The organism is Shewanella sp. M-Br (genome assembly GCF_036245925.1).
GTDB lineage: Bacteria > Pseudomonadota > Gammaproteobacteria > Enterobacterales > Shewanellaceae > Shewanella > Shewanella oncorhynchi.
The window spans coordinates 16,204-42,187 of sequence record NZ_BJBV01000019.1 but is presented as its reverse complement, the minus strand read 5'-3'; the positions used below and the strand labels follow the sequence as shown (position 1 = coordinate 42,187).

At 42.5% G+C, this 25,984-nt stretch carries 20 protein-coding genes; 11 read left to right on the top strand and 9 right to left on the bottom strand.

Annotation, left to right across the window (positions count from 1 at the left end):
* Positions 1–3: 3 nt before the first annotated feature.
* A complete protein-coding gene (locus AAA952_RS15875) occupies positions 4–822 on the top strand; it encodes an AraC family transcriptional regulator (protein WP_338258425.1) in 819 nt (272 codons plus the stop codon).
* Positions 823–943: 121 nt separating this feature from the next.
* Here AAA952_RS15875 and AAA952_RS15870 read toward each other — a convergent pair whose 3' ends face one another.
* From AAA952_RS15870 to AAA952_RS15830, 9 genes are all read right to left on the bottom strand, one after another.
* Positions 944–3,517 carry a glycoside hydrolase family 15 protein gene (locus AAA952_RS15870; RefSeq protein ID WP_338258423.1) on the bottom strand — a complete coding sequence of 858 codons (2,574 nt, stop codon included), beginning with the start codon at positions 3,515–3,517 and terminating at the stop codon, positions 944–946.
* 148 nt (positions 3,518–3,665) lie between these two features.
* Positions 3,666–5,327, bottom strand: a complete 1,662-nt coding sequence (locus tag AAA952_RS15865) for an MFS transporter (RefSeq protein WP_338258420.1) — start codon at positions 5,325–5,327, stop codon at positions 3,666–3,668.
* Between the two features lie 867 nt (positions 5,328–6,194).
* Positions 6,195–6,605: a hypothetical protein gene (locus tag AAA952_RS15860; protein ID WP_338258418.1), complete on the bottom strand. Its 411-nt coding sequence runs from the start codon at positions 6,603–6,605 to the stop codon at positions 6,195–6,197.
* Between the two features lie 25 nt (positions 6,606–6,630).
* Positions 6,631–6,951, bottom strand: a complete 321-nt coding sequence (locus AAA952_RS15855; protein ID WP_338258416.1) for a hypothetical protein — start codon at positions 6,949–6,951, stop codon at positions 6,631–6,633.
* Between the two features lie 155 nt (positions 6,952–7,106).
* Positions 7,107–7,925: an Imm49 family immunity protein gene (locus AAA952_RS15850; protein WP_338258414.1), complete on the bottom strand. Its 819-nt coding sequence runs from the start codon at positions 7,923–7,925 to the stop codon at positions 7,107–7,109.
* Positions 7,926–7,927: 2 nt separating this feature from the next.
* Complete coding sequence (locus AAA952_RS15845) at positions 7,928–8,188, bottom strand: hypothetical protein (RefSeq protein ID WP_338258412.1); 261 nt, start codon at positions 8,186–8,188, stop codon at positions 7,928–7,930.
* 258 nt (positions 8,189–8,446) lie between these two features.
* Entirely contained in the window at positions 8,447–9,265 is an 819-nt protein-coding gene (locus AAA952_RS15840) for an Imm49 family immunity protein (RefSeq protein ID WP_338258410.1), read from the bottom strand.
* 2 nt (positions 9,266–9,267) lie between these two features.
* Entirely contained in the window at positions 9,268–10,614 is a 1,347-nt protein-coding gene (locus tag AAA952_RS15835) for a hypothetical protein (protein WP_338258408.1), read from the bottom strand.
* Positions 10,615–10,661: 47 nt separating this feature from the next.
* Positions 10,662–12,716 (bottom strand): serine/threonine-protein kinase, encoded by a 2,055-nt coding sequence (locus AAA952_RS15830; RefSeq protein ID WP_338258406.1) that lies wholly within the window; start codon positions 12,714–12,716, stop codon positions 10,662–10,664.
* A gap of 499 nt (positions 12,717–13,215) precedes the next feature.
* Here AAA952_RS15830 and tagH point away from each other — a divergent pair, with 499 nt between their 5' ends.
* From tagH to tssC, 10 genes are read left to right on the top strand one after another with little or no spacing between them, the layout of a single operon-like run.
* Complete coding sequence (gene tagH / locus AAA952_RS15825; RefSeq protein WP_113940337.1) at positions 13,216–14,505, top strand: type VI secretion system-associated FHA domain protein TagH; 1,290 nt, start codon at positions 13,216–13,218, stop codon at positions 14,503–14,505.
* Between the two features lie 38 nt (positions 14,506–14,543).
* Entirely contained in the window at positions 14,544–15,029 is a 486-nt protein-coding gene (gene tssJ / locus AAA952_RS15820; RefSeq protein ID WP_113940338.1) for a type VI secretion system lipoprotein TssJ, read from the top strand.
* A 23-nt stretch (positions 15,030–15,052) separates the two neighbouring features.
* Entirely contained in the window at positions 15,053–16,381 is a 1,329-nt protein-coding gene (tssK, locus tag AAA952_RS15815; RefSeq protein ID WP_113940339.1) for a type VI secretion system baseplate subunit TssK, read from the top strand.
* Positions 16,382–16,420: 39 nt separating this feature from the next.
* Positions 16,421–17,731, top strand: coding sequence for a type VI secretion system protein TssL, long form (gene tssL, locus AAA952_RS15810; RefSeq protein WP_338258401.1), 1,311 nt, complete (start codon positions 16,421–16,423; stop codon positions 17,729–17,731).
* 24 nt (positions 17,732–17,755) lie between these two features.
* Complete coding sequence (gene tssM / locus AAA952_RS15805; RefSeq protein ID WP_338258399.1) at positions 17,756–21,292, top strand: type VI secretion system membrane subunit TssM; 3,537 nt, start codon at positions 17,756–17,758, stop codon at positions 21,290–21,292.
* The gene (tagF, locus tag AAA952_RS15800) at positions 21,274–21,990 is read left to right on the top strand and encodes a type VI secretion system-associated protein TagF (RefSeq protein ID WP_113940342.1); all 717 of its coding nucleotides are present in this window, start codon (positions 21,274–21,276) and stop codon (positions 21,988–21,990) included. The genes tssM and tagF overlap by 19 nt, the downstream gene beginning before the upstream one ends.
* Before the next feature lie 14 nt (positions 21,991–22,004).
* Entirely contained in the window at positions 22,005–22,772 is a 768-nt protein-coding gene (locus AAA952_RS15795) for a PP2C family protein-serine/threonine phosphatase (RefSeq protein WP_113940343.1), read from the top strand.
* Positions 22,773–22,818: 46 nt separating this feature from the next.
* The gene (gene tssA, locus AAA952_RS15790; RefSeq protein WP_338258396.1) at positions 22,819–23,910 is read left to right on the top strand and encodes a type VI secretion system protein TssA; all 1,092 of its coding nucleotides are present in this window, start codon (positions 22,819–22,821) and stop codon (positions 23,908–23,910) included.
* Between the two features lie 59 nt (positions 23,911–23,969).
* A complete protein-coding gene (gene tssB / locus AAA952_RS15785) occupies positions 23,970–24,470 on the top strand; it encodes a type VI secretion system contractile sheath small subunit (protein WP_006081794.1) in 501 nt (166 codons plus the stop codon).
* 1 nt (position 24,471) lies between these two features.
* Positions 24,472–25,965 carry a type VI secretion system contractile sheath large subunit gene (gene tssC / locus AAA952_RS15780; protein WP_113940345.1) on the top strand — a complete coding sequence of 498 codons (1,494 nt, stop codon included), beginning with the start codon at positions 24,472–24,474 and terminating at the stop codon, positions 25,963–25,965.
* Positions 25,966–25,984: the final 19 nt, after the last annotated feature.

The following is a 25,984-nucleotide window of genomic DNA, read 5'->3' as shown; positions in this document are numbered from 1 at the left end:
AATATGTCAAAACATGTTCCTAAAGCGACATTATTAACACCCAGTGATGCGGCGTTTATCATAGATGCCAATTGGCCCGTGCTGACCCATACTCGCAATATGGCGGCGGAAGCGGGCATCGAGCCTCACTCGCACCCGCGGGGTCAGTTACTTTGGGCCGTCAAAGGCTTGTTACGTGTTCGCAGTGAAAATGCCGTCTGGGTGGTACCCTCAACCCATGCCGTTTGGATCCCTTGCAATTTGCCCCATCAAGTGAACAGTGAAACCCACGCCCATACTCGCAATATTTATATTGACCCTAGTTATGGCGTTAGGCCACAGGATACACAAGTGGTGATGGTGACTATGACAGCGCTGATGCGTGAATTAGTGCTTAAACTTTGTGAAAGTTCACATCTTATGGACAGTGGACAACTGCATCGGCTGGGTTTGGTTGCCATCGATGAGCTCCAAACTCTGGGCAGTCTGGATGCCCATTTACCTGCTGGCTCAGATCCAAGACTCAGCCGCTTGATCCAAACGCTGATCCGACGTCCAAAAGTGAGTTACTCACTGACCGATTTAGCTGAAATGGGCGGCGCGAGTGTGAGAACGATTGAGCGACTATTCAAAGCTGAAACTGGGCTCACTTATCGACAATGGCGGCAAAGATTTCGTTTGTTAAATTCGCTTGAGAGCTTAAGCCAAGGGGAGAGCACAACTATGGTGGCCCATAGTTTAGGTTATTTGAGTGTCAGCAGTTTCAGTGCCGCCTTTAAAATGCAATTTGGTTGCACGCCGCAAGATTACCCGCAGCATAAGCCTATGAAAAGCGGGCGCTAAATCAGGCATCATAAAACCGTCTATAAAAAAGCTAGAACAATATCTAGGATGCTGTTCTAGCCTGCAATTTATCAAAGTATTGTTAAGCTAATGCGCTATTTTAATCGGCTATTTCAACTTGTCATTTCAATGCCGCTGGGACGATAGGGTAATAATCCCAGACTTGGCCATCGGTCATTGAGCGCACCAGTTTGATGTATTCGGCATGGGTCCAAGCAAGCGGTGTGGCAGAGTTGGTGCCTTGTCCGAGTTGGTAATGATAACGGGTGGCGTCGCCGACACCGTCCCACGCTTGCTCGGGTAACATCATGCCAGCATTCGCAAACGTTTCCATGCCTTGCACATAGGTGTTGATCAATTGCTGCTTGGTTTGCTGCGCGTTATTGCCTGTTAGCTCACCTTTTGCTTGGGCGAGTGCTAATTCAAAATGACCGCGCTCGCCGGTGAAGAATGGCCAGATTCGGCCGCGTTGATCGGCGCTGTTGCTGCCGGATTCCGCATAGTTATTGCCAGAAACCGTATCCTCACCGTAGCCGTCGTTACCATAACGTCTAAAGCCTGGGATAGTGCTGCCCTCTTTGGCGGTAAACTCGTATTTTATGCGTAGATTTGGTTCAAGCTCTGTATTATCAATCAGTTGAAGGCTTTGCTTGATGAGCTTGTCAGTTGCACCGCGCACGCCATAACGCACTAGTTCTAAAAATCCGCCATCGAGGATTTGACGCTGATCTAAACCTTGCTTACCGTTATTTGCCGCCAGTGTATCGCTAGTATTTGGCTTTCCATTCGGGCTTAAACGTAAATAGTAAGGCGGGCTGACGCCTGCGCTGTTCTTCAATAATCCTTGGGTGGTGACTAAATGCTTTTCCAAGCTGTCACTTAAGCTTTTAGCGGCAGCAAGATAACGGCTGCTGGAGTCGATATCCTTGGCTTCTTTGGCGATGTCACTCGCGGCAACAAGACCGGCAATCACGGCGGCCGTTGTTGAGGGGGAGTAACCCGCTTGTTCTTCCCAACGCTCTTGCTGAGTTTTAGGCGGGGTGATTTGAGTGTGATTCCAATCCAGATTGACGTCACCGCCGCTGATCAAAAAGTCCGCTGCACCTTTGAGCATCTCTTGATACCAGTGACTGATCTCATCGGGGGTGAGTACGCCCGCTTGCCAGAGTTTCCAGCCGAGCATGATAGGCATGGCGGTTTGATCGAGCTGTACACCGACCCATTCAATTTGGCCATCCACATGGGTCTTTTGCAGGAACCAACCTGGCGTACCTGTATAGCCGGGCGTCTTTTCGGTCACTTGCACTTTTTTCAGGTATTCGAAGGCCACTTTGGGCGTTTGTGTGTCACCCATGGCGAGGAATGCCATGGCGCATTGGTAAAAGTCGCGCGGCCATACTGCTTTATAGCCAGTGCTCGGCACGGCTGCCGAAACCGTATCGCCCCAAGGGTTTGAAAGCGAAGCGATCAGTGCGCCCGCATAGGTTTTATCTTCCTGCGCTTTCAAGACCATAGCGCTGGTATACAGCAGCTTGCCGTTATCTGTGGTGTTGTTAGCCATGTTAGCGATGGCGGGCAGTGAGCTTAGGTAACCCTGCCAGCCTGCATTGTAATGGCTGAGCACAGAATCATAACCTGCGGCTAAGCTGGCATCGGCATTGGCTAAACTTTGTGCTTCATCTTTACCAAAACCGATGGCGAGATTAAAAGTAACGGGTTTGGCTTTGATGAGCGTAGGGTAACTCGCGGTAAAGGCGATATTGCCGACGGTCGATTTATCTTGCGCACTGGTCGTTTGATAGGGCGTATCGAGTTTGCCGTTATCGGCCAAATCGGCTAGGCCATCGGAGACACCGACAAAGCCAGTGGTTGCCTGCACAAAATTCAGATCGGATTTTACCGTCATTACGCTACTGTCTTTGGCGGCGGTATAGGCCACCAGCGCCTGATTATTAGCATGAGTGTTGGCATGATTGTCAGCATGACTGTCAGTATGAGTGTCGATGCGGCCAATATCATTGGCGCCTGCGTTATCGATATGCGGATTGACATACAAATGCGGTGTAATGCCGTCTTCAAAGGCGGTAAAGGTCACGCGCATCATCAAAGTGTCTCGGTCTGGATCGGTAAAGATATGCTTTTCAATCTGATACTTACCTTCAACATCTTTATTGATAATTTTATAGGCAAGGGATTGCGGGCGACCATTAGTATCTGTATCTAAATATTCTATGCTGCTGATGGTGTTCTCTTTTTCGGTATCAACAAAGCCATTACCTGTGACCACAAATTGCAGTTCTTTGAGCTGCGCGTTGTGAATAAGACCATACATGGTTTCGGTCAAAATACCTTGGGCGAGGGAGAACCAAACGCGGCTAATGGGATTTTGCTTAGCATCTTGGTATTGACCTTGGGTGTAAGGCTCGTAAGACGTCCCAATACCAGTTTTACCCGAAAATGCCCAAGTGGGCGCTTTACCCGGTGCGCCGGGCGCAACCCGCTGCACACTTGGCGCGGCATTCACACTTGTGGCAGTTGTTGCTGAATTCGATGTGGGTGAACAGGCCGCTAACCCTATTATCCCCAATAGGCTTGCGGCGACGGCAAGCGCTAGGCGGCTGCGTCTTGTTAACGCTTGTGTGTGACGGTTTTGGCTTGTGTGCAGATCCTGTTGCGGCGTAGGACTCGATTCCATCTCGTTCTCCCCAAATAATGGTTTTATTTTTATAGTGATTGAATTGATAAAGATATTTTATGCTGCTGTGATTAGCCAAATGACCGAATTCACCGCGCTTAACATGCATTTCTGCATATCGCCTAATGTGTATCGCAGCTATAAAGAGCTAACTTTTATTCGTTAATTTGTCTGTGGCTTTCGTGATTAAGTGGGTCTTGTGGTTCATTGCTGTACTTTGATTATTTGGGTTATTTTGTTCGACAACGTCTTGGTCGACAAATAATACGGCAATGCCTGCACACATCATCAAGACGCCACCTGTGATCAGTGCATAAATAGGTTGACCATCGAACAGACCATTGAGCACTAAACCCAGCACACTGGCGGCAAGAAGCTGCGGGATGACGATGAAGAAGTTAAAAATCCCCATGTAAACGCCCATTTTTTGCGGGGGTAACATGCTCGACAACATGGCGTAGGGCACAGATAAAATTGACGCCCACGCGATACCGACACCTATCATAGGCAGCCATAACAGGCTTGGGTCTGTAATAAAAAAGAAACTAATCAAACCTATACCACCACAGAACATATTGACTGTGTGGGTCAGCTTGATGCCAATACGCTTAGCCAGCATAGGAATAAAAATCGCGGCAATGGCGGCAAAACCATTGTAGGAGGCGAACAGTACGCCGACCCAATCTGCGCCGTCGTTATAAGCTTGGGACAATACATCGCTGCTGCCAAAATGGTAAGACGTCACGGCGGCTGTGGTGTAAATCCACATGGCAAACAGTGCGAACCAAGAGAAAAACTGCACGATCGCCAGTTGATGCATGGCTTTGGGCATATGGAACAAGTCATCGACCACGCTAAATACCATGCCGAGCTTATTGCGTTCAGCGGGTTGTGAATTGCCCAAACGCAGCGCGCAATACAGTTGTAATGGGCCAAAGGCGAAAATCCCTAAGCTCAAAATATACAGCTGCTTGTCTAAATCCTGCGCCCAAATAGCGAAGGTTAGCAGGGCGCCGAGACCCATCCACACGAAGGAGGCAAATTGATAGTCCTTGCGGGTACGAGTGCGGGCTAAGGTTTGATCTTCAGCATTGACTTGTTTTGCGTTAAAGGCGGCTAATTCTTCAGGGGAATATTCTCTTGACGATACGACAGTCCAAGTGACCGCGAGCAATAATACTGTGCCGCCAAAATAGAAGGCATAACGCACTGAATCGGCAATTTCACCCGCTGGTGCAGTATTCGCAACATCAAAAAAGTGAGTCAAAATATAGGGTAAGGCCGAAGCCACCACAGCGCCAATGCCGATGAAAAAGCTTTGCATGGCATAGCCTTGGGTACGTTGGCTTTTCGGTAAATTGTCACCGACGAAGGCGCGAAACGGCTCCATGGCGATGTTGATCGAGGCATCCATGATCCATAACATGCCGGCGGCAATCCACAGGGTAGGCGAGTGCGGCATGATAAAAATGGCAAGGGTAGTAAAAATCGCGCCAATCAAAAAATAGGGGCGGCGACGGCCAAGGCGTCCCCAGGTGTTATCACTCAAATAACCAATAATAGGTTGAACCAATAAACCCGTCAGTGGTGCGGCAATCCACAGTATGGGAATTTCATCGATAGAAGCCCCTAAGGTTTGAAAAATGCGGCTGACGTTGGCATTTTGCAGGGCAAACCCAAATTGAATGCCCAAAAAACCGAAACACATATTAAAAATTTGCCAGAAACTCAGCTCAGGTTGTTGCTTGAATGCATGCGGCAACTGAGGCGCTGCGGCTTGATGGGGATCTTGCTGGTGATTCGAAGACATTGAACTTCCTTTCTGTTGCCGGCAGTCGTTCTGCCTTGAGTGCTTATTGTTTTAATTGTTTTGCCTAGCAATGGATTGGCACTGTACTTTGCTTTTATGTGGTGAGCTATTTCATCACAGCCAAGAGTCAGATTCATGGCTTATTCATGGTGCTTTCGCGCATGCCATGAATGAGTGTACTCTGTGAAAAAATGGCGAATATACTCCTCCCTCAGAAGCATATTCGCCGATAAATTCATTTCAAATTTGGACCTAACACCTTAATTCAAAGGGATTAGCCCAAGTGAGTGGCCTAAAGCCAGTCAGCAGAAAGAACTTAAGCCTGATAGCAATCCTTGTATGTAACCCTATCAGAAACGACCTCACAGATTTCAAACCCCACAAGCAGAGGGTGAAACGAGCGGATTTATAGTAGCCTCGGCGTAGATTTTTGCACAACTGCTTACATACGTATTCATCACGATGTGGCATCCTTTGAGTAACGCTAGATTAACTTCGGTTTCGCTGTAAATTGGGCGTGAAACTCTCGATAATATGCTTGAAGCTTGGTTTTAAAGAGATCATCTATGGTATTGATGTTCGACTTTTTTAGGTTTCGAGGAAGAAGAATGATGGTACTTAATGGGAGGTATGATGCTTGACGATAGGCGAAAGTTTAACATTTTTTATATCTATAAAGTTGAGCAGAATAAGTCTAAAAGCGTTGTCTGCCAGACAAAACCTTGTGGAATAAAAGGGCCAACAACCTAGTGTTTCATCCCCCGCCTAAATCGCTAAATTGCCAGTGGAATGAGTGTATGGCTAAAGTTGCTTCAGCACATCAAGAAGACCACCTTCGAGCAACAAGCGGTCTGAGATGTCTACCTCCTAGAAGTTCTTTTCGGTAAATTTGAGGTGAGGCCGGCTGAAGTTGATCAACACAAAGCCCTTATCTTGATCTGCGCCCACATGCATAGTGCGGCGGATCTTGAGGTTTTCACCGTCGACGTCTTCGTCGATGAAATAAGTGCCCGAGGGTAAACCGCCTTCGGCGGCAGATTTCCACAATTTATTCTCGATATTGTCGACCATCCAAGCCGCCCGTGGGAAGCCTGTTTGAAACACATCGAAGCCGGGTTCGTCGGCATCTTCCGGAAACATTGCTGGGCTTTTTTTAATGAAGTAAAAGTCGTTGGCGGAGGCCACTATGTATAAAATTTCATCCTTGAATAACAGATAGTCGAGCTTGGCGATGAGCTTATGGCCTGCGGGTAAGTTGTCTGTGTGTAATAACTGCATGGGGATTTCTTTATTCTTTTATTAATCAGCACCTTAATGGGATGGTCGGGATAAGGGTTACGGCGCCGAGAGTCTGCAGTTCGTCTATGGTGAGCGGATCGCGCTCGAAGGTGAAGGTCTCCACTACGCCGGAGTTTTGGCCTATGTCCTTGGCATAGCGGTTGTTCTTATCGACCTTAGTCAAGCCGTTGCCCGCGAACAGGGGATTGGCACCGAATTCTTCCTGCATCACGTGCCTGGCAGGGCTCAATGTTCGCAGCTCGTGATCCTGGATGGTCTTGCTGGCATATTGGCCTACCGCATCTCTGTTGTGAAAATCTTTCCCGGTACCTGCATAACTGGCCATGAAACCGGCATAATCCTCGGAAAAGTCTGGGGTCAGGATCGCCGCCAGGATGCTGGCGGCTTCTTCTAGACTAGTTGGCTGTAACTTACCTCAGGCCCCTTGGCTTCGACCACTAGATATTCCAACACGGTGCCATTAGTGGCACGTAGCATGGCTTAAAGCGGTTGCTGCCAAACAAGCCCTTGTGGAATGAAAGGGTCAATAACTTGGTGTTTCATCCCCGCCTGAATCGCTAAGTTGGTGAGCGCGAGGGCATATTCTGCGAAATGACCTTCAACCATGCCCTTCCATTCACCATAACGGGCTTCATGGTGGCAAATCTCCAACTGCTTTTGAATGCCAGTATCGAACACGCTTTGGTCGTTGATAATAATGCCCCATAAGGCCAAATGTAGGGTGTAGTAATTACTGCGATAGGTGACTTTTTTACTGGGTTTGGCGATATAGGCTTCCATGCTTTTTTGACAGAAGCCTGCAGCTCGAAGCTTATCGCCGCTAAACCACGCATGTAACGCATGCACAAAGTCATCAGTCGTATCTGGTTTACTATTGCGAGGGCGCCATTGGGCTGGAAATAACGCACAAGCCTGTTTGGCTATGGCTAAATCCCCTGCGGCCATGGCGTAACTAAAGCAATCAACAACGTTATGAGATTGCCCTCCTTCGGCGATATTATCACCAAGGAAATCTGGATAGTTAGGGTCGTAAGCCATTAACAGTGGTTTAATTTTATATTCTGCGGCGGTTTGAAAGGCTTCTTTGGCTAAGTCCCAATCGGCATGCAACGCATAGGCCATGCCGAGGCCGGCGTATTTCATCGCCCAACCCGCATAAACCGTCTCTGCTTCAATCTCATTCTGCTCGTAAAAGCCGGCTTCTTTAAGACTTTTTGCGCGTTCAATAATCTCTTGATTAAATTTAATATCCTCCTCAATTTCAGCCTGCGTCATTTGGGGGATTTTCTTTTCTGCCATGGTTACTTTTTCCTTGAAAAGGCGTTGTTAATGATATCTTTCGCATCATTAAAATCGGGAATAGGCTCATCCAACACTTTGTCTATAAGGTTACCGTCTTTATCTTGACTAAAGGCGCGAACCTGACCGGTTTCGGTGTTGGTAAATACCGCCAGATGATTTTTCTTACCGGTAGCTAATCTAATATCATTCCAAAGCGCTTGCTCATCTTCGGTATATTCTGCACCTTGACGATTGGCTGGTTGACTTTGCTTCTTTTTCATTTTTCTGCGTAGGTGGGGTTTTGCGCCCATCCCCTCGAAATTAACCTTAAGGGCTAAATTTGCCCAACGCGGTTAAACGTAAATTTAGCCATATTGCTTGAGGTTGGTATTTATCGATGCAGTTGATGAGATGAGCACGCATAATCTTTGGGAAGTAGGGCTTATGTGTGCTTAATTTGTCAACGAGAAATGTTAAGGCTTCATGTAGTCAATACCAGTGAAGCCCACATCTTAATCGTGAGTGAACCGTAGCATGGCTTAAAGCGGTTGCTGCCAAACAAGCCCTTGTGGAATGAAAGGGTCAATAACCTGGTGTTTCATTCCCGCCTGAATCGCTAAGTTGGTAAGGGCCAAAGCATATTCTGCGAAATGACCTTCAACCATGCCCTTCCATTCACCATAACGGGCTTCATGGTGGCAAATCTCCAACTGCTTTTGAATGCCAGTATCGAACACGCTTTGGTCGTTGATAATAATGCCCCATAAGGCCAAATGTAGGGTGTAGTAATTACTGCGATAGGTGACTTTTTTACTGGGTTTGGCGATATAGGCTTCCATGCTTTTTTGACAAAAACCAGCAGCTCTAAGCTTATCGCCGCTAAACCACGCATGTAACGCATGCACAAAGTCATCAGTCGTATCTGGTTTACTATTGCGAGGGCGCCACTCCGCAGGAAATAACGCACAAGCTTGCTTCGCTATGGCTAAATCCCCTGCGGCCATGCCATAGTTGAAACAATCAACGACATCAATCGTTTGCGCGCCCCTAGTGCAGGCATCACCGAGAAAGTCAGGGTAGTCAGGGTCATAGGCCATTAACAGTGGTTTAATTTTATATTCTGCGGCGGTTTGAAAGGCGTCTTTGGCTAAGGCCCAATCGCCATGCAACGCATAGGCCATGCCGAGGCCGGCGTACTCCATTGCATAAGCGCAATAAACAGTTTCAGCTTCAATATCATTAATCTGATAATAACCAGAAGCTTCTGCATTACGCCGCTGTTTGATATCTTCTAATGCCGATTCAATATCCTGCTCTATTTTAACCAGCGTCATTTGGGGGATTTTATTGTCTGCCATAATTATTTTTTCCTTGAAAAGGCGTTGTTAATGATAGCTTTTGCATCATTAAAATCGGGGATAGGCTCATCCAACACCTTGTCTATAAGGTTACCGTCTTTATCCTGACTAAAGGCGCGAACCTGACCAGTTTCGGTGTTGGTAAATACCGCCAGATGATTCTTCTTACCGCCAGCTAATTTAATATCATCCCAAAGTGCTTGCTCATCTTGTGTATAAGCTCCACCTTGGCGATTGGATGGCTGGTCTACTTTACTTTTTTTGTCAGTCATCTTTTTTGCGCGGGTAAGATTTTTCGCTTCGGAACCCTGTCTGTGCCGGTTGGTGTTACTGCTCAGCACGGTACTGTCTTTGCTATAGCCTTTAAACTCAGCTTCGACTCTCTTACCATTGGCATCATAATACATGCCATCGGGGCCATGATAACGGTTAACGAAGCGATCATCGGGCTTAAGACCCAAACGATCTATTGCATGGTTGCCACCAAGGTGCCCCAAGGCTTCAGCGGGGCTTCGGGCATCTTTCACTGCATCTTCGACCACTTTAGTCAATTCTTTGTATAGGCCTTTGGGGTCGGTGAGCAGTTTCTTGAACTTTGAACTCGCCAATTCGACAGCAAATAGCGCAGCGCTGTAGCCCCGCATGTCCTTAATCGTATTGGCACCCACTTGCTCGGCGGTATCGATATCGAAGGTGACTATGCCAGCATAACGTTCGCGGACTTCCTCTGGTGTTAATAGTTTATTCGTCTGAGTATCCGTTACCTTGATAATACCTTGTTCTGCTAACCATTCCGCCTCCGCTGCGCGTTGACCCGCGATGACATCATTAGCGACTTGTTTGGCGCCACCCACGATGGTATCAATAGACGATTCATGGGATTTAATTTGTGCGATAGGGGCGGCAACGAGCGGTGACGCTGAGCGGCTCTTATTGGTACTGGTGGTGTTACTGCTAACTGTGGCAGATAGTACACTGCCCGCCAGCGGCACTAAACCGCCGACGCCGGGGGAGCCAGCAGGCGGTTTTGCCCAGCCGTCGGTTAATTGCCAGACTAATAACTTACCAGAGATAAAACAGTCGATAACGGCCTGTACCACTTGCAGGGTGTTTAAGCTCGAAAGCTTCTGGCACCAAGGCATGGCCTGCAAGTAGAGTTTTCGAAACACGGCATCCTGCTGCCACTCAGGTTGCAGTTTATATAAAAATTGGCGACCAAAAATAACATCCTGAACTGAGGAGAGGTGATCCTCTCCCAAATCCATTCTGGCAAAGGGGCAATTGCTGATGAGGTACGTTTTCCCCCATATATCCTCAACCATTACGCCGTCGTAATTTGCATAAGACATCCGTTTCACTGCTCCATGTTAAAACTGTTGAACGCGTTTAAAAGTGACTATTTGTTATTCATCAGCTCATTGGCTCTGCGTATTTGGCGTTCAGCATCTTTTACTTTCCGAACTTCAAGTAATTGGCTACCCAAATTGAGATATTTATCTGCCAGTTGCTTACGTAGTTCATTGTAGGGAGAAAAGTCAGATGGAACTATGGGTGTATAAGCTTCAAAGCGCTGATAAACCTCATCCACGTCAGCACTATTTTTACTGGTGACTAACAAGTTTTCCAGAGTAGTAAAGGCATTTTGATAGAAAACAGTGGCATCTGAATAGGGAAATGCGGCTTGTTGACCTTTCGCAATGGCTTGATGGTAAATAGACATTGCTTTTACAGCGGTTTTAAGCTGATTACCTTGAGATATTAATGCTTTAGTTTGTTCTGTACTTGAAAAAAGCAGGTTCCCAGCATTAATAAGTTGTTCTAGTACAATGGGATCTAACGCTTGCTTAGCTTGATCAAATGCTTGGATAAAAGCCTGTATTTCGTTGTCTTGTAGCTGAATGCTATATTGTGGATCTATATGTTCAAAATTAGCTGCAATTTTATAGATATCATTGCCATTCGTTTGGTGTGAGTAATTCTGTTGTAATAAGAAACTCGCTAATTGTTCACGTAAGACATCAATCGCAGTTTGTTTCCCACGAACCATATTATTATTCAACGTGAGTAAGAAATAGGAGTCGGGATAGAGGGCTCTTGCTTCACTGAGCAAGCTTTGCATCTTAGGGTAATCTGGATAATCATGTTGTTTGTCAGTGAATATGAGATCCACTTGCTGCTCAACATAGCTAAAAATGTTCTCTCTTTGCTGTCTAAGTAGTCCAGCACGGATGATTGGGTCTTGCATCTCAAGGCTTGGTAAGGTTGCAAGAAACTGTTTGGCGTCGAGATCGGCAAGTGCTAACAGCTGACGACTATCTAGTTCAAATTGTGTTTGTCTTGCTTGTACTTGTGCAACCTTGTTTTCCTGCGAATAGATTTGATAACTCACGCCACCTAATACTGCTAGTACCGCTATTGTTGCCAGCGTAGGTTTCCAGAGTTCGCGCTTGAGGTGTGTCATTAAGCTTGATATGGAGATATTTCTATCAGCAGTATTAAAGTTAAGTGCTTTTTTTAGCGCTAACCACTTTAATGCATTTAGGTGGGATGGCTTTGATGCAATTTTATTTTGCGCTTGTGCCTTATCGGCAGGCATACGATCAAAAGGATGTTTGCTAGTAAGAAGCTCATAGGTTACACAGGCAAACGAGAAAACATCATCAGAGACAGCAGGTGTCTTTTCTGCAAGCAAATCTGTACTTGCATAGGCAGGTGTAAAGCCATTAATTGGCGCATTCTGTGATAAAGGGGCTGCGGCATACGCGTCATAATTTAGTTGCATGCGATGTGCAACGCCAAAATCGAGTATTTTAATATGTCCATGTCGATCAACCATAATATTTGCAGGTTTTAGATCAGCATGAACTATGCCTTTTTTGTGTGCATAATTTAATGCATCTGCGATTTGCTCTAGTAACTTCATCGCAGCTGTAAGACTTAAACCCTTGGGCTTATAACGTTTTATGATCTGGTCTAAGCTTTCGCCATCAAGATACTCCATAACGATAAAGTATCTGTCTTGATCTGAATCAACATCAAACACACTCACTATATTAGGGTGTGACAGCAGCTGGGTTTTATGCGCTTCTTCTAATAGGAGTTGTAATGCTTCTGGCTGATTTACAAATTGTGATTGCAGTACTTTAATAACAACGTGGTTATCTTTTATCCCAGCATTTTCAAGGAAAATATCCTTCGCTCTATAAACATCACTCATACCACCAGAACCAATCTTACTTTCTAAGTAATAACGATTTTTTAATGTGGAACCTTCTAGGGAAACAGAGGGAGTGTCTACGAAAGGAATAGTTGTAGGGGATTTAATAAAGAGTGTTTTATCTGATATGTCTAATTCTTCTGAAGAGTTGTTAATGTTAGTGTTTATTTGAGTAGAAGTCTCAGATGATTCGTCAGTTTCATCAGCCAGTCCCACTCTCCCAGAATCAAGCATGCCACACTCCTGTTATGGATCTTAGAAAGAACTATTATCCATATAGTCCAAAGAATTAATGGTGAATAGATTTATCACTTTTAATAAAGTGAAACATATTACAGTTCGCTTTGTTTGTAGTCAAATAGCACTTGTTAAATTTCCGCCTAAATTAATTACCCACCGCAGTTATACCGTATTCTTGAAATTATAACTTTTAACAAAAGTAATAGCATTTAGCCATCTAGTACTTTAATCAATATTGGTACTTTTGGGTTAAAGTTGGTATTTAAATTTAATACTAAAGAATGATGCATGGTATTAATGTATTTTATTTTGTAACCATATAATTTAACTTATGATTTTAGTCATATTATCGCGAATACTCTTTCTAATATTTTCCTATGTGCTCTAGTTTTGTTGACATGAACTTTTTTTAAAATTAGTCTCTGCCATCGCACAATAAATCATACTTATTGTGCTGAGCCCATGGGATGGAGTTATAATACAGGAGTATTAAGTGCATCAAAATGATACATTCATCGAATTATCAGTCGTAAGTTATCATCGACTTTCACCACGCCAAATATCAGTTAAGCGATTTGGCACGAGTGGTGGCAGTCTTGGTCGTTCTGAAAAGGCTGATTGGTGCTTACCTGATCCCGAGCGTGTTGTTTCTGGTATTCATGCTTTAATCATTTTTGAAAATGAGCGCTTTTATATTAAAGATCAGTCTACAAATGGACTGTTCCTCAATCGTTCAGTTGAGCCAATAGGGCAAGAAAATCAAACTCCATTAGCAGAAGGAGATGTCTTTTGTCTCGGGGATTATGAAGTTAAGGTTTCTATTTGTGAGCTAAACACAAAAAGCCATTCAGATATGCCTCAGGTTAATAAACCCATTCATAATCAAAAGAATACATTGCAGAATCTGTCATTATTAGATTCTGGAGATGGAGTTTCAATTAATAGTATTCAGGCCCCCATAAAGAGTTTTCCTGACGGTATTGCTATATCGTCAATTATTGAACGTAGTGATAATGATCCTCTTGCACAACATTTTATGGCACCTAGTACCTTGATCCCTGATGAGTGGGAGCAGCAATGGACCAGTAATGAGGAGCAGTTCGACACTATTCCTGAAAGTTTGAGCAGTAAAGCATTTGATGAGAAACATGAAGAAATTAAAGTAGGGCAGAAAATAGCTAGCCCATTCTTATCTCAACAAGATGGACGTAATGCCAGTGTCGCATTTTTAAGAGGGTTAGGAATCGATAATTATGAACAGTATCTTGAGAATTCTGATGAGTGGTGGGAACAGCTAGGTGTTGCATTGCAAGAATCATTATCAGGTTTGGTCCAGATTATGCGAGCAAGATCTGAAGTTAAGAGTAACTTTAGAGTGAATCAAACCACGTTTCAGCAGAAAGAAAATAATCCACTGAAATTTTCTGCCTCAATTGATGATGCGTTTCATAATTTGTTTAATCGGTCTACGTTAAGTTTCATGCCTGCAAAGCAAGCGATACAAGAGGCGTTTAACGATATTAATCGTCACGAGTCTGCCATTATTGCAGGTGCAAAAGGGGCTGTGAATGGTATTTTAATTCAATTGTCACCCACAGAAATTGCAAAACAAGATTATAGCGAATCATTACTCGATAAGTTAAACCCTGCACAGCGGAAAGCGAGATTTTGGAATATTTATCAACTTAAACATAATGGATTAGTTGATGAAGTCAATATAGAGAATAGTAACATAAGTGATGAGTTTGTAAATGCATATGATGCTTTTATGAATAATAGATGAATAGTGCAGTGTTATTAATAACAAAGGAGTTGTAATTAATGTTTAATTATAAAGCATTACTAGGCGTAGTGATGTCTATGGGCTTAATCGGATGTCAAACTTTTTATTCGGCTTTTCCGCCTTCAACAACGATGAACTTTCGTATTGCTAACGATATTAATCCTGATAGTGATGGTCGAGCTTCGCCGGTTATTGTAAATGTGTATGAGTTAGCATCAAAAACGGTCTTTGAGAATCAGGACTTTTTTGCACTATATGATAATGCGAGCGAAACATTAAGAACGGACTTAATCAAAAAAGATGAATTAGTTTTTGAGCCGGGTGCTCGTTTAGAGTATGAAATGTTTTTACAACCAACAACGAAAGCTGTTGCGATTTTAGTCGCCTACAGGGATGTAGAGGGCGCACGTTGGCATGCTGTAATTGATGCGGATCCTACTGGATATGATGATGCGTATGTTTATATCGATAAACTAGCGGTCTATATCAGAGACCGAGACACCGAAGCGGCAACGAAGCGCTAATATCTCATAATGGAGTTGTTTAAATGAGTCATTTTAGCAAGATAGCTTGGACTGAAGGAACGTTTCTACGTCCACAACACTTTCAGCAGCAAGAACGTTACTTTTCTAATATGCAGCAAAAGTGCAATGCGATGTTGTCACTTTTTCCTTGGGGAGTCTCAGATTTAGAAATTGATGACAAAGCAACAAAATTTTCTCAGTTTGGTATTACTTCATTACAGGGGATTTTACCGGATGGGACATTGCTTGAGTTGCCAATGAATGACTTAATACCATCTGTTATTGAGATACCTAAATCGTGCCGTGAGCAACAGGTATTTCTGTGTCTTGCCTTCGAGAAGGTGAATAGCGTTGATATTGCAACCGCCGATAGTACAACAATAACTCGCTATCAATTTTCAGACCAATTGGTTTCGGATAACACATTATCAGAAGAAAGTGCAGAGCTACTACAGGTTGCACAGTTGCGTTTATTGCTGAAGCTCGAGAGTGAAGACCGCGGCGGTTATATTGCAATGCCAATTGCAAAAATAAAAGAGGTTAGCGAGCACGGTGAAATTAAATTGGATAAGAAATTTATTCCACCAACGATTAACATTCAGCGCAACGGTGAATTAAAAGGATTTATTCAGGAGACGTTAGGCATGTTGAGACAACGTGCTGAAGCGTTGGCCGCTCGTATCTCAAGGGGGCAAGGAAACGCCAACTCGATAGCCGATTTTTTAATGCTGCAGGTGCTTAATCGATATGAGCCTATGTTTCAGCATATAAAGCAAAGTGATGGACAGCATCCAGAATACCTTTATCAACATGCTATAACCATGCTTGGAGAATTGGCGACTTTTACTAGCCGAGATAAGCGAGCACCTGAATTCCCGCAGTATAACCATACTGATTTGGCCACAGTATTTGGCAACTTATCAGTGATATTAAACCAAACGTTAAGTGTTGTATTAGAACAAACAGCCATTGCGTTACCAATTGAACAAGCTAAGTTTGGCATTATGGTATCTCCATTGACGGATAAAACTCTGTTGGAGTATGCGCAATTTGTATTGGCTGTTAGTGCAGATTTACCCGCTGATGATGTGCGTAAACACTTGCCGGCGAGATTAAAAATTGGACCCGTTGAACATATTAGAGAGCTGGTCAATAACCAATTACCAGGCATTGCTGTGACAGGATTACCGGTGGCGCCAAGACAAGTACCTTATCATGCAGGTTTCCATTATTTTCAGTTAGATAAGAGCGGAATATATTGGGAAAAACTCAGTAATAGTGGTGGTATTGCTTTGCATTTATCTGGTAATTATCCGGGATTAAAGCTGGAATTGTGGGCAATTAAATCTTGATGACTTTGTATTTCAAGACTATTTACAGGGATGTATGTCATGTCAGATAAGACAATAATGAAGCCTCGACCAGGAGCAAGAAAGGCTGATCCTGTTGGCACAAATGCAAGTCGTGATGACGTTAGTCATCAGAGCGACAAAACCCAAATGGCAATACCAAAGGCGCCAACATCATTTCAAAGTGCTCAATTGTACTTGTCTGTGAGTGATAATGTGCTAATAGACGAGGCAGGTCTTCTTTTTTCTTTAGTCGCGCCAATCCGAAGTACTCAACAGCATCAAGATGTATTAGGAATTAAGAAACACTGTATTTATTTAATTCAGCAGTACGAATTGCAATTGAGAGCTAAGCAAATATCCTCTGAATTAATAGAGCGAGCTCGTTACTGTGTATGCAGTTTTCTGGATGAACTCGTGCTCAACACCGCCTGGGGTGAGAACAGTGATTGGGGGACCGAGAGTCTGCTTTCTACTTTTCATAACGAAACATTTGGTGGAGAGTATTTTTTTACGCTTTTAGAAAGTGCTATCGCTTCCCCAAAAGAAAATTTAATGCAGTTAGAGTTGCAATATCTTTGTCTATCGCTTGGCTTTATTGGAAAAATGAGAGTTGAAACAAATGGCTATGAAAAATTAGAACTTATAAAAGACCGCGCTTATAAGGCTATACGTAGTCAAAAAGGTGAACCTCCGAGAGATTTATCACCACATTGGCATTCCGATGCAAAGAATGCTAATCATCTAGAAAATCGTGTACCACTGTGGGTAATGTGCTCCTTTGTCGGTGTTTTATTACTCAGTGTATATATGTATTTAAGTTACAAACTGAATTCACAGTCTGATGCAGTCAATCGGCAGATGAATTCTTTAATTGTAGATAATACGCCACAAGCGCTTCAGGTTTCAGCGTCTACTGTGCATGAAGGTGCACGTTTGCAACAGTTACTGCAAACAGAAATTGGCATGCAATTACTCGAAGTTATTGAGTTACCGGATCGCGTGAGAATTCGGGTGGGACTTCATCATCTTTTTACCACGGGTGGAACAGATATTAATGAAGGATTTCAGCCTGTTATTGTGAAAATGGCGAGGGCCCTAGAAGGGACTAAAGGCCGTATTTTAGTGAATGGTTATACCGATGATCAACCCATATTTACAAGCAGATATCCATCAAATTGGCACCTTTCATTAGCAAGAGCAAATGCGATGGCAGACAGTTTAGCTGCTGGAGCAGATTTACATGGACGTTTACAGCCAGAGGGACGAGGTGAGGCAGAGCCTGTTGCACCCAATGATACCCCTGAAAATCGGGCTTTAAATCGTCGTGTCGAAATAGACTTATTGAAATAAGATGTATTAGCAAGGGATAGCTTAATGAACTTCAAAGCAATACTTAGCATGTTACTGAGAGTAATAAAGTCGTCATTATTTATTACAGTACTCGGTTTACTCGCTTTAGCATTACTGATTTGGTTTGGTGGACCACTCGTTGCGATTGCAGGTGTAGAACCCCTTGCAACGACGAGTGCACGACTGATCACATTATTATCAATCGCTCTGATTTGGATGATCTCTCAATTCATCAAACGCAGTCGTGAGTTAAAAAACCATAATCAAGCTGTAGAATCTCTATTAAGTAGTGATGAACAGCAACATGACGAATTAGCAAAACGCGATATCGAAATACTCACTTCGCGGATGCAAAAAGCTATTGATATATTGAAGAATGCACGCTTTAGCCGTGCAAGGGACATATACCAATTACCTTGGTATATGCTCATTGGCGCCCCAGGTTCAGGTAAAACGACTACATTACAAAATTCAGGTCTAGAGTTTCCGCTGATGGAGCAGTTAGGCATTGATCCTATCAGTGGGGTAGGTGGTACACGTCAATGTGACTGGTGGTTCACAAATGAAGCCGTCTTAATCGATACAGCGGGTCGATATACAACGCAAGATAGTCATGCGTCACAGGACTCAGCTGCATGGCAAGGATTTTTAGGTTTATTGCGTAAATATCGACCTCGTAGACCAATCAATGGTGTGCTCGTATTTGTTAGTTTGTCAGATCTGATTAATCAGACTAAAACCGAGCGTAATATTCATGCTAGAGCGATTAAGCAGCGAGTACAGGAGCTTCAAAGCCAACTAGGCATGAGCTTTCCTGTGTACGTTATTTTTACAAAAGCCGATTTAGTCGCGGGTTTTACAGAGTTTTTTGCAGATTTAAGTGCGGAAGAAAGAGAGCAAGTTTGGGGCGTGACATTCTCTGCAGACCAAACATGGGATGAAACGGGTGCCGTATCTCAGTTTAATAAAGAGTTCCACGCGCTGATTAATCGTTTATATCAACGATTGTTTACTTGTTTACAGCATGAAAGAGATCTTGAAAGTCGAAGTGCTATATATGAATTTCCTCGCCAGCTTCGTTTGTTGCAGAGTGCCGCGGATGATTTTCTCAAAGAAATTTTTTCACAAAACCCTTTTGAAAAATCAACAATGTTACGCGGGGTATATATTACAAGTGCAACACAACAAGGTATTCCTATCGATAGGATAATGCAGCAAGTTGGAGGAAGCAGTGGTTTAGCTGAACCGCCATTAAGGCAGCAAAAAGGTGAAGGTAAAGGATATTTTATCCACCGTTTCTTTGAAAATATTCTTATCCCTGAGCGTGATCTTGCGACTGTAAATCTTCGCCACAAAACTAAGAATACATGGCTACGTCACGGTGTTACGGCGCTAACCCTGATCGCCACGACATGGATTTTATATGCTTGGTACGACAGCTATCGCTGGAATCAGCAATTGATTGAAAATACTGCCAAATCAATTGAACATTACAAAGCTGCCTCTAAATCAAACACTGATCTATTAGTATTAAATAATCAATTAAGTATTCTACGTGATATGCCTGCAGGATATGCTGGCGTTTTACCTGATGGAGAGCTGAAAAGTATTGGCTTATATCAAGGCGATAAATTAGGGCAGTCAGCGAAGATTATTTATAGTAAAGCTTTATATTCAAGCTTACTACCTGATCTCGTTAATGGCTTGACCAGTGAAATGAGAACGAATAGCACTCATCGAGATTATTTGTATGAGACATTAAAAACATATTTAATGCTTTACCACCCTGAAAAGTTTAAGAGTGAACAAATTACTGCATGGTATGATGCATATTTACAGAGACATTTGCCTGGTGAGGTTAACTCAGATACAAGAAGTTCATTGCTATCTCATTTAAATGCATTAATTGTTAATGGAGTACAGCTCCAGAATTATAATGATAAAATAGTCGCTGAAACTCGAGATATATTGCTGACTATGCCTTTATCAGATCTGGCATATCAAAAAGTTAAGAATGAGTTAATTAAAAATAACATTCCGGACTTCAAATTATCAGATGTGTTGGGGATGGAAAGCGCAAATGTTATTGTTCGAAAAAGTGGCGCATCATTAAAACAAGGGATCCCTGGGCTTTATACATATCAAGGTTTTCATGGGGTATTCAACATTGAGAAGCGAAGGATAATAAAAGCATTATTAGCAGATAACTGGATATATGGTGGCATTAAAGCTGAAGAAGATGACGAAGTAGAGAAAGTATTGTCAGCGCAAGTTACGGAAAAGTATTTGCGTGATTATACTAACTACTGGAAAGAGTTACTTGCAGATTTAGATATACAGAAAATTGACGATTTAGAACAAGGTCTTTATGTGACTAAAGTCCTCGCCGGACCTGAGCAGCCTATCCAAAGTTTGATTAAGGCTTTCCAACAAAACACAAAATTATCGTCGTTGCCCGAGTCTGCAAACGTCGATATGACGCTTGATGTTGCAGGAAAGGTAGCTGATACAAAGTTTTCTTCACAAAAATCAAGGATTGGACGTTTGCTTCCTGACGAACTTCCTGATTTTGGTAACCAGCTACCAGGACATGAAGTTGAGTTAGCATTTGCACCTCTTCTGGCGATTAATAGCGCGCAAATGGAACAAATTGCACAAACGAGTCAGCAATATTATGCGTACTTAGAGCGGTTATATGCACCTAGCGGTGGTATGGCAATGCAGGCATTTGCAAATCAAAGAGAAAATAATGCGGGCGAACTAAGCGTTATGCTACGTCGATTGCGTAGTGATGTGCCATCTCCTTTTTCTGATTGGCTTGGTAATATCTCTACAGACACATCAAAACTATTTGCTAAAGGTAGTCGACAACACATCAACGATGCTTGGAAAAGTAATGTTGTTTCTGAATATCAAAAAGCGATTCATGGACGTTATCCTCTTGATAGGAATAGTTCAGTTGATATTAAGATCCGGGATTTCGAACGTTTCTTCGGATATGGAGGCGTATTAGAGCAATTTTTCATTGATTATTTGAGCCCATTTGTTAATACAAACCTCGAACAATGGCGCTTTAAGCAGAATATTGGTGTGAGTGATAGAGTGTTAAAAACGTTTCAAACGGCACAAAATATTCGAACAATGTATTTCGAGCCTGGTTCTCAAAAGTTAAAAATTGGTTTTAGATTAAAGCCAATTTACTTAGATAAACATATTACCCACTTACTCGTTGAACTTGATGGGCAAGAGTTATCTTACAGGCATGGACCAACGCGTATGACGCAGTTTTTTTGGCCCGGCGATAGAAGTCGATTACAGACTAGACTCGTTTTTACTCCGGCAAACTCAGGTTTACTTTCAAGTAATACCTTTAAAGGTGAGTGGTCATGGTTCCGATTATTGGATGAACTGGTGAAGGAGCGTCCTGAAACGAAAGACGATGGGATTCTTTACTTATCTGTCCAAGGAAACAAGGCTAGAGTCGAACTTGTGCCAGATAGTGTCGACAATCCATTTTTAAGTGGTGCATTGGAGGCATTTAAATGTCCGAACAACCTTTGACACCGCAATTAGGCATATATGGGAAAATTCCGAGTCATGGTGATTTTATTACTCAAAATTTACCTACAGATTTTATTAATGGATGGAATGAGTGGTTACAAGCTGTAATGGCGGTAAGCCGTGAGCAACTTGGGGAGTCCTGGCTGCCTATGTACCTTACAAGCCCAATTTGGCACTTTGCTCTTTCTGCAAATGTTTGTGGTGAGTCTCCAATTATAGGTACTGTTATTCCGAGTGTTGATGCAGTTGGGCGAAACTTTCCATTTACATTAGCGGCAGCTATTGATATCTCGCCAGCTCAAGCATGGGAGCAAAAGAGTTGGTTTTTTGAATTAGAAAATAGAATTTTGCAAAGCTTAGACGATGATTTTAATTTAACTGCATGGTTTAAAGAATTACAGGAAAATGAGATCCCATGGACGCCAGTGAATAAAATAAGTACGTCAGGTAATACTGAGACACATATAAAACAACCATGGGTAATAGAGTCAAATAAGGACATATCATTTTTAGAACTATTGCACCAGAGTTATGTACAGCAGTTTGGACGATACTGTCTTTGGTGGACGGCAGGATCGGAGCAGGTCGAGCCCTGTATGCTTGTCACTTCTGGTTTACCTCAAATTAGTCAATTTGCGGGAATGATCGCTGGAAATTGGGCTAAATGGAATTGGCAACTTAAGACCATTAGGTCTTAGTACTGGATGTAATTATGCAATTTTTATCTGATGCACAAACACATAAGGGACTTGTTCGCAAAATAAATGAAGATGCCTGCTTGTCATTACCGGAATTTGGCTTATGGGCTGTTGCTGATGGTATGGGAGGACATGCTGCTGGTGATATAGCAAGTCAATTGGTTATGGATGTATTAACGCAGACTGCATTGAAACATAAAGAAAGTATTAGCTCTGAAATTATTGTTCAGGCTTTGTATGATGCAAATCGTGCTGTGTGCAATTTTAGTGAAGATAAATTAGAGGGTAGTACTGCTGGTACAACTGTTGTTGTTCTTTTTATAAGTAAAGAGACATATCACGTGTTTTGGGCCGGCGATAGTCGATGCTACTTGTTACGTTCTGCTAATCTTATTCAGCTTAGTAGGGACCATAGTCAAGTTAATGAAATGATTTTACAGGGATTAATTTCTGAGAGTGATGCGGAGAATCATGAGCTTTCGAATGTCATCACGCGTGCAATCGGTGTTGATGCTGATATAGAGGTTGACTATATATTTGGTCGTTGCAGTCCCGGAGATATATATCTTTTATGTACCGATGGATTGAATAAAGAAATTCCAGATAGAGAAATTGGTGATTATCTACTCAATAACAATGTATATGAAGCTAATCGAGCGCTACTCCATTCAACCTTGGTTTCAGGTGCAAAGGATAATGTCACGAGCATTCTAGTGAGTATATTTGATTCTAATTTTGATTATGAATGTGCCAAAACGATCCCGCTGTATTCTAAGCGTTGAAAACTGACTTTTGGCCTTTTTCGAAACTAATATGGAATAATTAACAATGGACTATGATGATATAATTGATTTTTCATTACTGATAAAAAATGTTAATGAGTTGGCTCCTTCAGGGGTCGATCCTCGCACAGATATATCTCCGAGTTCTCAGTATTATCGATTAAAAGATATTCGTAGTAATGCTAGAGCGAATGAACGGAAGTTGCTGGTAGAAGAAGATGACTTTCAGTCTTTAGTTGGGGATTGGCGACCCATTATTGATGAAATACCAAATGCACTTGTGCACGAGGTAAAGGATCTAGAGTTTGCAGCTTGGTTAATCGAAGCATTGTGTCGTGTTTATGGTTTCAGAGGGCTTGCGATTGGCTTTAAAACTGCGCACCTTATCATAGAGAACTTTTGGGATAGTTTATATCCGAGTCCTGATGATGACGATATTGAATTTCGCATTGCATCCTTAATTGGACTTAACGGCTATGATGGTGATGGTGCATTAATTACACCAATTATGAGTATTCCGATTACTCAAGATACAAGTTCTGGTTGTTGTGCTACTTGGCAATATATTCGAGCATTAGACCTATCTAGAGAAAATGAAGATAAACAACGGAAAAAAACAGATAATGGTGTTATAAGTGTCGAGCAAATTAATAGAGCTGTTTCTGAATCCTCTAAAGAGTTTTATGGGGAGTTAGTTGAACAGTTAAATAGTGCTATTGATGAGTTTGAACAGTTATCAAAAAATATGGATAGAGTTATGGGACAACCGCAACCTACCACAGCCATTAGCAAATCACTACAGAAATGTCTTGATTCTGTTAAATATCTTGCGGCCGATAAATTGGCAGTTATTAGTTCTGAAGTTAATGATAGCATTGATATTAATATTGATGGCGAAACGCAGACAATCGGTGCTGTCGATAATCAGCTCCAAACACGGCAACAAGTTATTAGAAGTTTACAGCAGGCTGCTGAATTTTTTAGAAAAACTGAACCTCATTCGCCTATGTCTTATTCACTAGAGCAAGTTATTCGTTGGAGTAGCTTAACTTTGCCTGAGTTATTGCAAGAGCTTATAGATGATAGTAATAGTCGTAATGGGTATTTTAAACTAACAGGCATAACTGAAACTAAGTAATGTTAATCATGCCTAGGTGATGTTATTCCAAGGCAATTCTGTTTAATAGGAGAAAAGAAATGGAAAGTATTCACAGTAAATTATCACGAGTTAGGAAGCCAAGAGTTCATATAACTTATGATGTCGAAACAGAAGGAGCTTCGGTTAAAAAAGAACTGCCGTTTGTTGTTGGTGTTATGGGCGATTTTGCGGGCCATAATACAGAGGCTTTGAAACCATTGAAAGATCGCCGTTTTGTGCAAATAGACCGGGATAATTTTGATGACGTTTTACGTCGCATGAATCCAAAATTAAATTTTAAAGTTGATAATAAGCTCGCGAATGATGATAGCCAATTTGCAGTAGAACTTGAGTTTAAATCGATGCAGGATTTTGAACCTGCAGCGATTGTTAGACAAGTTGCACCTTTAGATAAGTTAATGGCTACTCGTAATAAGTTACGTGATCTCATGACTAAAATTGATAGGTCAGAAGAACTTGAAAACATTCTTGAACGAGTGCTTAACAATAACGAAGATCTGCAGAAGTTAGCGCAGGAACTGAGTTTAGAGGATAAATAATATGAGCATGGAAGCATTAGCTGAACAACACGATAATGCGCAAGTGGAAACGTCCTCTTTACTGGAGATGGCTATTGGCGCAACCAAGCAAACGGAAGCAACTCGTGCTGAGGAATTAATCCGTACTTTAACGGAGGAAGCGCTTAACGGTACTGTATCTTGGAATAAAAATTTAACGGTTACCTTTAATGAAGCAATCGAAAGGCTGGATGAAGCAATTTCTAGCCAATTATCTGCCATCATGCATACTGAGGCTTTTCAAAAACTGGAAGGTTCTTGGCGTGGTTTGAATCATTTAGTCAGTAATTCAGAAACGAGTTCAACGCTAAAAATTCGTTTAATGAGTATGACAAAAAAAGAGCTTTATAAAGATTTAAGTAAAGCTGTTGAGTTTGACCAAAGTCAAACATTCAAAAAAGTATATGAAGCTGAGTTTGGTACTCCTGGTGGTGAGCCTTATGGTGCGCTGATTGGTGATTATGAATTTACCAATCATCCTGAGGATATTGAGACATTAACCTATATGTCTAACGTCGCCGCCGCAGGTTTTTGTCCTTTCCTTTCATCTGCTTCTCCAACTATGTTTGGATTTGACGAGTGGACAGAATTATCTAAACCCCGTGATTTAGAGAAGATATTCGAGTCTCTTGAATATACGAAATGGCGTTCTTTCCGTGAGAGTGAAGATTCTCGATTTGTCACACTAACTATGCCTCGAGTATTAGGTCGTTTGCCATATGGTAATGCGACATGTCCAGTAGAAGAATTTGGTTTTGAAGAGTTTGAGTTAGACCCTATTAAAAAGGTCGCTATAACTGCTGATCATGCTGATTATTGCTGGATGAATGCTGCTTATGTATTGGGTAGCCGTTTAACTAACGCCTTTTCTCAATATAGTTTCTGTACTGCTATTCGTGGCGCTGAAGGTGGTGGCAAAGTAGAAGGTTTACCAAGTCATATCTTTATGAGTGATGACGGTGATCCAGATTTGAAGTGTCCTACTGAAATAGGGATCACGGATAGACGAGAAGCTGAATTAGGTAAACTAGGATTTTTACCGCTATGCCATTATAAAAATACGGATTACGCAGTATTTTTTGGTGCACAAACAGCTCAGAAACCCCATAAGTATGATAGCCCTGAAGCTACGGCCAATGCGGCTATTTCAGCTCGCTTACCATACTTAATGGCGACATCACGTTTCGCTCACTACTTGAAAGTTTTAGCTCGAGATAAAATCGGTAGCTTCATGGAAGCTGAAGATGTTGAAGTCTGGTTAAATCGCTGGATCTTAAGCTATGTGAATGCTTCAGAAGGTGGCGGACAGGAAGTGAGAGCGCGTTATCCTTTAGCTGATGCGAAAGTACAAGTTAAAGAAATTCCTGGTCGTCCTGGATCATATAACGCGGTTGCATGGTTAAAGCCTTGGCTTCAACTTGAAGAATTGTCAACGTCTTTACGATTAGTTGCAAAGATCCCACAAATCGGTGGCTAACACTCACTTGTGAGTTTGA